This is a genomic window from Candidatus Thermoplasmatota archaeon (genome assembly GCA_034660695.1).
Lineage (GTDB): Archaea > Thermoplasmatota > E2 > UBA202 > DSCA01 > JAYEJS01.
On the sequence record JAYEJS010000055.1, the window covers coordinates 1 to 10,557 of the forward strand.

Annotated in this window: 11 protein-coding genes and 1 other RNA gene; 8 read left to right on the forward strand and 4 right to left on the reverse strand. The window is 40.6% G+C overall.

Features of this window, described 5'->3' with window-relative positions; translation table 11 throughout:
- The first annotated feature begins 207 nt into the window (after positions 1 to 207).
- From rnpB to U9O96_02705, 4 genes are all read left to right on the forward strand, one after another.
- Positions 208 to 491: RNase P RNA component (rnpB, locus tag U9O96_02690), an RNA gene on the forward strand.
- 62 nt (positions 492 to 553) lie between these two features.
- The gene (locus U9O96_02695; GenBank protein ID MEA2054015.1) at positions 554 to 1,843 is read left to right on the forward strand and encodes an FG-GAP-like repeat-containing protein; all 1,290 of its coding nucleotides are present in this window, start codon (positions 554 to 556) and stop codon (positions 1,841 to 1,843) included.
- A gap of 225 nt (positions 1,844 to 2,068) precedes the next feature.
- Positions 2,069 to 2,413 carry a hypothetical protein gene (locus U9O96_02700; GenBank protein ID MEA2054016.1) on the forward strand — a complete coding sequence of 115 codons (345 nt, stop codon included), beginning with the start codon at positions 2,069 to 2,071 and terminating at the stop codon, positions 2,411 to 2,413.
- Between the two features lie 30 nt (positions 2,414 to 2,443).
- Positions 2,444 to 3,016, forward strand: coding sequence for a hypothetical protein (locus U9O96_02705; GenBank protein MEA2054017.1), 573 nt, complete (start codon positions 2,444 to 2,446; stop codon positions 3,014 to 3,016).
- Here the strand turns inward: U9O96_02705 and U9O96_02710 are convergent.
- Positions 3,006 to 5,243, reverse strand: coding sequence for a PAS domain S-box protein (locus tag U9O96_02710; protein ID MEA2054018.1), 2,238 nt, complete (start codon positions 5,241 to 5,243; stop codon positions 3,006 to 3,008). The genes U9O96_02705 and U9O96_02710 overlap by 11 nt on opposite strands.
- 107 nt (positions 5,244 to 5,350) lie before the next feature.
- On the opposite strand from U9O96_02710, the gene U9O96_02715 reads away from it, so the two are divergent.
- From U9O96_02715 to U9O96_02730, 4 genes are read left to right on the forward strand one after another with little or no spacing between them, the layout of a single operon-like run.
- The gene (locus tag U9O96_02715) at positions 5,351 to 5,980 is read left to right on the forward strand and encodes a protein-L-isoaspartate O-methyltransferase (protein ID MEA2054019.1); all 630 of its coding nucleotides are present in this window, start codon (positions 5,351 to 5,353) and stop codon (positions 5,978 to 5,980) included.
- Positions 5,973 to 6,881, forward strand: a complete 909-nt coding sequence (locus tag U9O96_02720; protein ID MEA2054020.1) for a radical SAM protein — start codon at positions 5,973 to 5,975, stop codon at positions 6,879 to 6,881. The genes U9O96_02715 and U9O96_02720 overlap by 8 nt, the downstream gene beginning before the upstream one ends.
- Positions 6,853 to 7,269, forward strand: coding sequence for a hypothetical protein (locus U9O96_02725; protein ID MEA2054021.1), 417 nt, complete (start codon positions 6,853 to 6,855; stop codon positions 7,267 to 7,269). The genes U9O96_02720 and U9O96_02725 overlap by 29 nt, the downstream gene beginning before the upstream one ends.
- On the forward strand, positions 7,161 to 7,577 hold the full coding sequence (locus U9O96_02730; GenBank protein MEA2054022.1) for a hypothetical protein: 417 nt from the start codon (positions 7,161 to 7,163) through the stop codon (positions 7,575 to 7,577). The genes U9O96_02725 and U9O96_02730 overlap by 109 nt, the downstream gene beginning before the upstream one ends.
- Positions 7,578 to 7,616: 39 nt before the next feature.
- Here U9O96_02730 and U9O96_02735 read toward each other — a convergent pair whose 3' ends face one another.
- Genes U9O96_02735 through U9O96_02745 form a run of 3 tightly spaced genes read right to left on the reverse strand, consistent with a single transcriptional unit; the run spans position 7,617 to position 10,493 of the window.
- Positions 7,617 to 8,333: a DapH/DapD/GlmU-related protein gene (locus tag U9O96_02735; GenBank protein ID MEA2054023.1), complete on the reverse strand. Its 717-nt coding sequence runs from the start codon at positions 8,331 to 8,333 to the stop codon at positions 7,617 to 7,619.
- Between the two features lie 43 nt (positions 8,334 to 8,376).
- Positions 8,377 to 9,222, reverse strand: a complete 846-nt coding sequence (locus tag U9O96_02740) for an MBL fold metallo-hydrolase (GenBank protein MEA2054024.1) — start codon at positions 9,220 to 9,222, stop codon at positions 8,377 to 8,379.
- Positions 9,219 to 10,493, reverse strand: a complete 1,275-nt coding sequence (locus U9O96_02745; protein ID MEA2054025.1) for a hypothetical protein — start codon at positions 10,491 to 10,493, stop codon at positions 9,219 to 9,221. The genes U9O96_02740 and U9O96_02745 overlap by 4 nt, the downstream gene beginning before the upstream one ends.
- Between the last annotated feature and the right edge of the window lie 64 nt (positions 10,494 to 10,557).

Consider the following 10,557-nt stretch of genomic DNA (forward strand, 5'->3'; position numbering starts at 1 on the left):
GAATTTTTGCCTTGGCTGAAAATTTTTTAGCCAATTTTGGCTGTGGGAAGCCAAAATTTGTGACTGAACTGCATTCATTTTGCAAAATCAATTCATTTCAAAATGAAAAATACAGATTAAAAATCGGCAAATCTGTAACCACCTAGAGTGCGGTTTGCATCGGGTGCAAAATATTTATAAAACCAATTCCATAAGTAAATGGGAGTCAGGAGTGGGTGAGCGGCTGACGGCTCGCAAGAGCTGAGGAAACTCCTCCCTCATTCCTGGACCAGGTGTGTAAAAACTGGGGTGAGAACCCCAAATGGGGCGCAGAAACGACACAGCCCATGACGAGAATGATTTCCTAGGGAATGACGTTGTCCTGGGATCTGATGAAACGGCCTCATCCTGGAGCAAGTCCAAATACCGGGATCGGTTGTTCAGGACCGCTCGGAGGTAGGACGCATAGGTGAATGCCGCATAAAACAGAAGGAGGGTTATTGCCTTCACCTGACTCCCTATTCTTAAAATCATAAGGCTTATATCCTTGTCGGCATTTTACTATTGGATTAAAATGAACGCAAAGTCAATCGGAATTGTGATACTCATTTCTCTTTTACTAAACGGCTTTGTATTTGCGATACCATGTGATACGGGCAGTAAGGAGAGTTTTTTTCATGAAGAACATGGTGCTGCAGAACCCCAGGCTTTTCAGGCAGATGATGAATACGGAATTCAATGGGAAAAGGATTACGGCAAACTCTGGTGGTGGTCAGCCCGATATGAAGGCCCGCAGCCCGTGGGCGACGCGGACAATGACGGTAAAAATGAATTGCTCATAGGGGGTAGAGATCCTTTCATGCGTGTAATGAAATGGGATGAGAGTAAGCAGACATATTATGAACAGCAAAAAATTATTGATCCGGTATTTGGCATTGGCTACGGCATATGGGTTCGCTTGGGAAGCAATTATTACAATGTACCACAGCCGTTTGGTTCAGCTACTGGCTTCAGCATTGCCGACATTGACAATGATGGGGAGAATGAAATCGGCGTTGCATGGGGTTGCCATTTTTCTGCATTCAAGTGGAACGGGCAGCGATACCAACTCATGGGACGGTACATTGTAATCTCCGAGAGGCAGGGTCAATATGGAACAACACTTGATTGTGTAGTGGGAGATTATGACAATGATGGGAAAAACGAAGTTATTGTTACTGGAGGGTATGATGTCACTCCAGAATTGGTGGCGATACAATGGGACGGAAATGAATTTGTTGAAGAAGCGTCGTGGAGCGACGATGACCGCGGTGCCATATTTTTCCCCTGGATTGCAGATGTCGATGGCGATGGAAAAAATGAGGTGATATGCGGGGCCGGCAGAAAATTGGTTGTTCTTGACTGGAATGGGGAAGAATTTGTATCGACAGTCCTTGCCAAATTCAACCATCATGTTTTTGGTTGTGTGGCCAAAGACAGCGATGGAGACGGCATTCCAGAGATACATGTCACTTTCAGGTACCCGGAATTGCAGATATGGAAATGGAATGGAAGCGGCTACGAAAAAATATGGGAAGAAATATGGTACGGTGAAGAGGATACAATAGAGGCAATAGATATCGGGGATGTAGACGATGACGGTATTCCCGAAGTATGTGTTGGCACAAATTACATACATATACTGCAGTGGAACGGAAGCAGTTACGAGGAAGAGCACATTATAACGAATACGTACGGTCTGCTTGCTGTAACATGTGTTGGTGACTTTGACAATGACGGCAAAAACGAGATAAATGCAGGGGCAGTAGGTGTTTCGGAAGGTGAATCGTACATGTCGTGGATTTTTAAGTACGGGTGGAGCTGATCTGCGTGTCAACAGACGTTATTTTCTTTTTTTACATAGCGATTATTCTTCCTGTTGCTTCTTTTGTATATTTTGCATATTCTCTCACCAACATCGAAACGTTATGGGTGGCTATTGGAACCATCGTCTTGTGGGGAGCAATGATTCCTTATCCTGTTTACTGGTATTTAAAAAAGAAGATGATTTCATCGTAGAATTTATTTACAAAAAGGTATTTACTTCCTTATGGAACACGATATTAGCGAATTCCCTGGTCTTTATATTGGAATGGGAGATGTAATTGCTGACGGAAAGAAAATAGGTGAGTGTATTTTCAATCTTGAAATAATAATAGGCAGTATAAAAAGAATGGAGGCAGAGGGGGCATTTGTTGAATTTACTGATGGGGCAATAAATTTTTCTGATAAAATGAAGGAAATACATTTTAAAATGTCGGGCGTAATAAGCAGAGATCACGAATTCTATGTTACTGAATTTTCCTGCTTTACCAATACGTCCCTATATCCAAAGTTCATTATAAAGGCCCCAAATGAAATTTTAGACAACATAACTGAGGAGGGAAGAGAGTAGAGTTTAAATACGGAAATTGGATATTAAACTATGGAGAGAAAAATTTTGTCGTTTATTCTCTTGTTTATTATATTTGTCCCCATGATTATTCCAGCTGAATCGTCAGAACAGAAATTGGAGGAAAGAATAATAACATTCACAAAATATTTGCCAGATGGAAAAATAGAAAGATTTGATAGGGTTGTATCGTACACTGGAAAAAATTTTTCAAAAAAGATATCAGATATGTGCGCCAAAATGGCGAGAGAAGATAAGGCCATTCAGAGGTTTTTAAATGAGACAAACATAAATGTATATTTTATAATGTCTGCCGGCACGGGTCTCCATTTTATGTTTCCGCCCAGTCTTTTAAAATTATCACTCTGGAGTATTGCTCTCTCGCTTTTTCCGTCCGGTATTTACTGCAATTACCATGGAAATGAGGCAGAAACAGATATAATGCCTGTCATTCCCTCTGGAAGCTCGACAACAATTTATGGAGAACACAAGCTTCTCACCCTCGGTTTTGTCGGTATTGTCGGGTGGGACGGTCTATTTTCTTTTTCAGATACAGGATTCGCTGGTTTCACACTTTTTATATGGACATCTGGGATTACCACCTGACTCCCAGAGTTTCCGACTCACAGCCTATAATCCATCCATCATTATTTTTGCTTTTTTTCCCCTTCTTAAGCCATACGATAAAACGAGTGCCCTCTGGATACTCGTCTTCACCGCTTTTCACCTGTATTTTCCCATCGAACCCTTCAACTATTTTTTTTACGAGATACAGGCCAAGGCCGCTTCCCCTGCTTTCCTTACCTTTCCATCCCTGCTGGAAAATTTTTTCTTTGTTGTCCTGGGGTATTCCAACTCCATCATCCTCTATGTATATATTCCACCCTTTCTCGTCATCCTCTGCGTAGATGTCGACATGATGACCACATGAATGTTCTATAGCATTTTTTATTAAATTAGAAAAAACGTCTTCTATAAGCTCATTACCCCTCACGATTGCCCCGGTAGGCCTGTACCTTATTTCGATATTCCTCTTTTTTGCTTCCTCTGAATAGTGTCCAATTATACGTTCCATTACTTCATCTAAATCTATATTTGTCATCTTTTTTTTATCTCTTATTGTTTCAAGTTTTTTTACGCTTTCTATAAGCTTATTTCCTTCTGTTATCGCCGTTGTTGCCTTATCAACAATTCCCTTGCTTTTATCCGAGAGATCACTGTTTTTTAGCAGCCCCAAATAACCGATGGCAATCTCGTTTTTGTTGTATATGTCGTGCCGTAGAAGGGAATTGTAAAATTTGATATCCTCCTCGATCTTTCTTTGTTGCGTAACGTCCTGCAGTATACCTTCTACTATCCTATTTTCACCACTATAAACCACCCAGGCGGATTCCCTGCCAAAAAATATTTTCTTATTCCTCGTTACATACCTAGTTTCAAAGTTTTGTACTATCCCGTCCTTCTCCAGAATTTCGAGGAACTTTTTCCTGTCATCTGATTTTAAAAAGAGCTGCTCGGCATTTATTTTTTCCAGTTCATCCTTTCTTCCCTCATATCCAAAAATTTTCATGAAAGCTGGATTAACTTCCAGTATTTTTCCATCAAAAGTTGTTATGTATATTCCCTCGGTTGCCTTATTTATAATTTCCTTGTATTTTCCAAGGGAAGCTTCATTATCCAGATACACGATGGATTTTGCTACGTTTCGGGAGAGAAGATTAAGAAGAAGTCTGTCATCCTCAGAAAAAGCATCTGGCTTTTTGCCTGTTACACCAATAACACCTAAGACTTTTTTGTTAAATGAGAGGGGAACGTAAATTTTACTTCCTGATTCGGAATGTGGCTCATAAATTTCTTTATTTGATGTTGCTGCTGATGATGCTGTAGACTCCTTTTCCAACAAAATTTTTTCCCCGATTTTCCCTCCTTCGCTTGCCACTATCTCTATTGCACCATCCGAAAGTATGCCGAGAAAACATGAATCTGCGTCAAAAGAGTTCATAATTGTATGTATAACATTATCGTATGTCTCCTGTCTGGATGATTTGTCATTCAGATTGCAAACCTTAGAAAGTTTTTCTTTAAATTTCTGGAAATATTCTTCCGTCCTTCCGACCGTTTCATTATTGAGAGATATTGCCTTGATTATAAAAAGCAATTTTTCGCTATCTTCTATCTCTGTTATCTCAATTTCTGCTGGAATTTTTACACCTTCTCTATTGACAATATATACTTTTTTCTTTCCGCAATTGCCTGTTATCGCTTCCCTTATCAAAGGTATATTTTCCTCGTCTATAAAATCAAAAATATTTTTTTCTGCAATTTCTTCTTTTTCATAACCAAAAAGTGCAGCACATGCATAATTCGCCATGTTTATGTTGCCGAGCAAATCTGCAATACACATGGGCTCATTTATGCGGTTAATCACTTTTTCGAAGTTGTCTTGGAGGATAACTTTTTCTTCCCTGGCTATACCATATGCCCTCTCTACTTTTTTATCCCTCCTTTTAGGTATTGCAATAACGATAAATCTTTTTTTTTCTCCACTTTTTTCCTCTATTTTGATGGTAGTCTGTATTTTCTCTCCCCCCAGGCATTTCATAAAATTATCTGCCGCATTTTTTTTATCTTCCTTGCATACAATTGAAAGAAAAGTTTTTCCTTTAAGTTCGTTAAATGGTTTTCCTTCCTTCTCTACTGAAATAAAATTTCCTTTGCGGTCTAAGCTGAAAATAATGCTATTCAGGGTGAGGGTAGAATATATCTCAACGAAATCGCTAAGTTCGGCAATTTTTTCTTTAAGCTCGTCCACGCTTCCTTTCCCACCATTCACGAATTACTATTAAAAAACGATATATAAAATTTTGTTATCTCCTACCAATTTTGTTCTATTATACCAACCTTCAAGAAAATTTAAGTACGAACTTGAAATTCTTCTATGTGGAAAAAGAATTGCTTATCAAAAAGCTAATACGCAACGGCTATCTTTTATCTGAAGAAGTAATAGATGCCATGAAAGAAATACCAAGAGAACTGTTTGTTCCAGGGAATGAAAAAAAACAAGCATATGCCGACATACCCCTAAAAATAGGTTATGGCCAGACAATATCAGCCCCTCACATGGTTGCGATAATGACAGAAGCATTAGATTTGAAAAAAGACAGCAAGGTCATGGAGATCGGAACAGGCACGGGTTATCATGCAGCTGTTGTAGCAAAAGTGGCGGAAGAAGGACATATATATACGGTTGAGAGGATAATGGAACTTGCCGAAAAGGCGAAAAGAAATTTCAAAAAATTGGGAATAAAAAATGTAACGGTAGTCGTGAGCGATGGTTCTGCTGGCTTGCCCGAATATAGTCCTTTTGACAGAATATATGTAACGTGTGCAGCACCTTCCGTTCCGCCCCAACTGGTAAAGCAGCTTTCGGAACATGGAAAAATGCTTCTGCCCGTGGGAAGAACGTTCTGCGATCTGATTCTCATAGAAAAAAATGAGGAGATGTTGCAGAAAAATTTGGGAGCATGTTCATTTGTTCCCATGATAGGGAGGAAAGGATACAATGGGTGATATATGTGTTTCAGCCGCAACAGCTTCATTGCTGGGGCTAAAAAAATGGAATATAGATGTTATGCCCACAACACTTTATTTTATGGTGGGAAAGAAATGCAATGGGGCATGCGGTTATTGCACACAGGGAAAGGGCTTCCTGTCGAGAGTGAGATGGCCGTCGTTCTCTTTTGATGAAGTACTGGACGGTATCGATGGTATTGATAAAAAAGTAGGCAGGATATGTATCCAGAGTTTATACTATAGCGGTGTCATAGACCATATAATAGAAGATGCCGGGCGACTCGGAAAATATGGAATACCCATTTCCGTTTCGATGAATCCGACGGATAGAAAGAACATGGAGCGGCTGAAACATGCCGGGGTTGAAAGGGTGGGGATAGGTCTTGACTGCTGTACTAAAGAGTTGTTCAATAAATGGAAAAAGGGCGTTCCTTCCTGGGAAGAATATTTGCGATCGCTAAAGATTGCAAAAAATGTTTTCGGAAATTCAACGGCCCATTTAATTATGGGGCTCGGAGAAAGCGATGAAGAGGCAATAAACATAATGCAGAAGCTATCGAAAATCGGAATGAAAATAGCACTGTTTGCATACACTCCCATTCATACAGGTTTCTCCCCAAAAATAGAGAGATACCGCTCGCTTCAACTTGCCAGATACATGGTCGAGAAAGGCGAAGGAAGTTTTGTTTTCAGGAATGGAAAACTGCATGAAATGCATGCTTCGGAAGACAAAAATGCATTTCTCACATCGGGATGCCCGTTATGCAATCGCCCATTTTACAATGAAAGGGTAAGAGGGCCAATTTATAATTACCCGAGAGAATTAAGAGATGAAGAAATGAAAAGAGCAATGGAAGAGGTAAAAAAATATGTCAGAATATATACTACTGCTCCATAAAAAACATAAATTTATTGCAAAGAGGGGCATTGTGAATACGCATGTTGGTAAAGTTGATATAAGCAACGTAGATATAGGAAAAAAACTGGTTGTTGGGACCGAGAGTTTTATGGTTTTAAAGCCCACTTTCATGGATTTGCTGGAGAAATGCAAAAGAGGAGCACAAATTGTCATGCCAAAAGATGCAGCACAGATTGTAGCTGTTGCAGGCTTAGGCCGGGGATGGAAATGCCTTGATGGTGGCTCCGGCTCCGGCTTCCTTGCAATTTTTTGGGCCACATGGTGGGCAAAGAGGGAAAAGTCTATACTTATGAAGAAAGAAAAGAGTTTTACGATAAAGTCAGGAAAAATGTCGAGATTTGCGGTATGGAAGGAATTGTCGAGGTGAAACACGAGGATATGGCAAATTTTGTTGAGGATGGCTTAGATCTAATAACGCTTGACGTGAAAGGTGCGGAGAAAATGGTCGGCAAAGCCCGCAAACATTTAAATCCAGGGGGATGGCTTGTTGTTTACTCACCCCATATAGAGCAGCAGATTTATGTGAGGGACGAGATGGAAAAAGAAGGATTTGGGTATATAAAAACGATAGAAACCATACAACGGGAATGGAAATCACTTGGGGGGTATACGCATCCTGTGCCCAGAGGAATTATGCACACAGGATTCATGACTTTCGGGAGAAAAATCGGTTAATTATTTTCACAGACCCTTTCTTTTATTTTATGGTGCAAATCACTTTATGGGTTTTGCAGGTATCCCGACATAAGTTTTTCCGCTTTTTAAAACCATATCCTTGGGAACCATTGCCTTTGCGCCCACGACAACATTGTCCTCTATGACGACGCCGGGCATTATAAAAGATCCCCCTCCGATTAAACAATTTTTTCCTATCTTCGTCCTTCTTAACAGTAAATTTTCCTCGGCAATATGTCCGAGAATCATCGCCCTTCCCCCGATCATCGTGTTTTCCCCTATTTCCACCATGCACGGGTCGATCCATTCCTCGCCAGCTAAAAAAACATTTTTACCTATTTTGCACCCTATCAAAGAAAGATAAAATGATTTCAGTTGGGGAAGAACAAATATATTGATAAGTTTGTAAGTGGGATAATAGAGGGCGAAATATGTTACGAATTTAAATGCCATTTTATCATTCAGGGTTTTTCTGTATGTCCCATCGCTATATTTGAGTTTAAAGACATTTATGAAGAAGGCCGTGGAAAAAATCATTGAGAATAACAAGACCAAATACTCTGCAACGATGAAAATTGATAGCAATACAAGTCCAAGAGGATTGCCAATATCAATCCACTGAAGAAAAACGTGAGCAAGAATTAACAATGGTAATATTCCAAGTGCATAGGCTATTGTCGTTATTGCAAAAAGAAGAATAGCTCTTAAAGTCCCTGTAATCCCTCCAATCTTATTTTCCTCCCCGCTGTATGCCATAATAGGTAATGTCATTCAGTTAATAATTATTTTTTGTATTGTATCAATGCCCCCTATTCCACAATTCTTTTCTCTTTGCCTCGAGCATGTTATTTTTTTTGCCGGCATATTCAGCAAACGTTTGTATTCTGTCCCCATACATGCCGTAAAGAATTGGCAGTTTTTCTTTATACTTTAAATCCCTCAATAAATGGTGGTCGAGGATAAGATGGCAGTCCGTTTTCTTCATTATTTCGGTCAAATTTCCCTCAGCTTTCTTCAAATTTTCTCTGGAGAATTTCCAGCCGAGCAGGTATGACGGTGGGCCGTCCGTGATAAGTATGTCGGGGTTCTGCTGGATAATATACTCGGCCGCTTTCTCATCAACAGGTCCTTGTACATCTGACGCAAATAAAATCTTTTTGTCTTCCTCGACGGTAACCATTATCACATATCCTAATCTCGTTCCCTTGGGCCCATGAGGAAATGGCGGCGAGAATTTCAATTTCGTGTTACCTATCTCATAATCTGTTTCGTCGCAATACACTATTTCGCTTTTATTTCCAAAACGCTCGGCAAAAAGCGTTCCTCTTTCCATCTGACTTTTATTTATGTTTCTGTCAATGCACTTGGCAAACACCCTCTTTTTTTCATAGAATTGTTCATCGGGCGCGTAATGGTCGTAGTGGTAATGTGTGATAACAAAAAAATTGCAGTCATCAGCCATATTTTCTATACTGACCAGTGCTTTCTCCAGTGCTTCCAGCTCAAGGGGATGAGGGGGCAGACCGTAGCGGGAAGGGCCAAGCGATGCAGACGCATCAATAAAAATACAAACATCGTCTGTTTCAACAACTGTCGCCATTGAGCGAATGCCTAACGAGTCTGATGCAATTAGTTTTATATTCATTTTTCCAGATACATATCTCCCATATAACAATCATTTAATTGTGGGCGGCCATGTAAAGGATGAGCATAACAATGGAACGCTGCCCAGAACCCTGCCTCCTCAGCGGATATTTTTCCATCTCCGTTGATATCTGCCGTAGTGCCCAATCTATCTTTTATGCCTTCAAGTGCCCCGGCCATTAGAATGGTCAGGATGCCCCCATCTTCTGTCGCCTTCGCCCTTGCAAAGGTGGTAGAAGCTGTTATCAGAACTCTGCCTTCCTCTTCGATGCTGTTCTCGGAGCCGAAATGGGTGAATATACGCTCCATGTCATCAGGCCCTCCGAATTCCCCGGAGAAGCAGGTATCAATCACTGAGAGTATGTGCATTGACTTAGAGCTGGCAAAAAAGTCTGCCACATCACCGTCATAAAGGTTGCCGTCCCACAGTTCTATTTTTCCGTCGATGGGCTCCTTGTCATTATCGCCATATAGCTCTATCCCCCCGTGCCCCGAAGCCCAGAAAACAATTTTTGAATCACTGTTTGTATGCTCCGAAAGCCATTTCATTACATCTATCAAATTCTCACGTGTTGCACATCCGTTTGAGAGACACATTACATTTGACCGTGGGAAACCGTAGTGGTGATAAAGCAGATCAAACACCATTGCACCGTCTTTCCAGGATGCAATTTCATCACCGGGTGGGTCAACATTTAAAATAAGTGCCCATCGGTTGTCATCCTGTTCGATATATTCGAGAGAGAAATTTCTTTCTATCCCGCCGTATGTAATGCCCTCCTCTCCCTTAACGTAGAACTTCACTGTATGCTTCCCGTAGTGTGAAAATCTATACGGCCATCTAAATGCATATATGTTTTCTGGAGAAAATTTTGTCTCATCGCTCGCAACAGAGGGCAATCCAATCTGCGAGGATTGCTCAGGAAAAGTGGGAAGGTACTCATGTTCTATATCAAGGGATGAAAGTTTCTTTCCATCAACGATACAATAAGCTTTGCCGTTAAATCCATTCATGTTGGCTAGGTAGATGCTGTAATACAGAAAGATTTGATCACCTATGCCGGCATTTTCTTTACCTTCGCCTACTTTAGCGTAGCATATATTTACATCTGGAAGACCGCCCGACATTATATCAGAAATATTTACCTCGGGCTCGTATACCTCCACCCAGAAATTCCTGGCAATAACCACCCCTTCCTCCTCCTTTTCCATACAACCTGAAAAGGGAAGGAGCAGGATAACGGATAGTATTACTGGAAGGAACTTCTTCATTGTCCCAATAAGCATAGATTGCCTAATAAATTTAACGGAAACATCTGCACTTGCCCTTATCTAG

Excerpts from the sequence above, each read along its gene's own strand:
- U9O96_02695 (MEA2054015.1), top strand. The coding sequence starts at position 554 with ATGAACGCAAAGTCAATCGGAATTGTGATACTCATTTCTCTTTTACTA.
- U9O96_02700 (MEA2054016.1), top strand. The coding sequence starts at position 2,069 with ATGGAACACGATATTAGCGAATTCCCTGGTCTTTATATTGGAATGGGA.
- U9O96_02735 (MEA2054023.1), bottom strand. The coding sequence starts at position 8,333 with ATGGCATACAGCGGGGAGGAAAATAAGATTGGAGGGATTACAGGGACT.
- U9O96_02705 (MEA2054017.1), top strand. The coding sequence starts at position 2,444 with ATGGAGAGAAAAATTTTGTCGTTTATTCTCTTGTTTATTATATTTGTC.
- U9O96_02740 (MEA2054024.1), bottom strand. The coding sequence starts at position 9,222 with ATGAATATAAAACTAATTGCATCAGACTCGTTAGGCATTCGCTCAATG.
- U9O96_02725 (MEA2054021.1), top strand. The coding sequence starts at position 6,853 with ATGTCAGAATATATACTACTGCTCCATAAAAAACATAAATTTATTGCA.
- U9O96_02730 (MEA2054022.1), top strand. The coding sequence starts at position 7,161 with ATGGTGGGCAAAGAGGGAAAAGTCTATACTTATGAAGAAAGAAAAGAG.
- U9O96_02720 (MEA2054020.1), top strand. The coding sequence starts at position 5,973 with ATGGGTGATATATGTGTTTCAGCCGCAACAGCTTCATTGCTGGGGCTA.
- U9O96_02745 (MEA2054025.1), bottom strand. The coding sequence starts at position 10,493 with ATGAAGAAGTTCCTTCCAGTAATACTATCCGTTATCCTGCTCCTTCCC.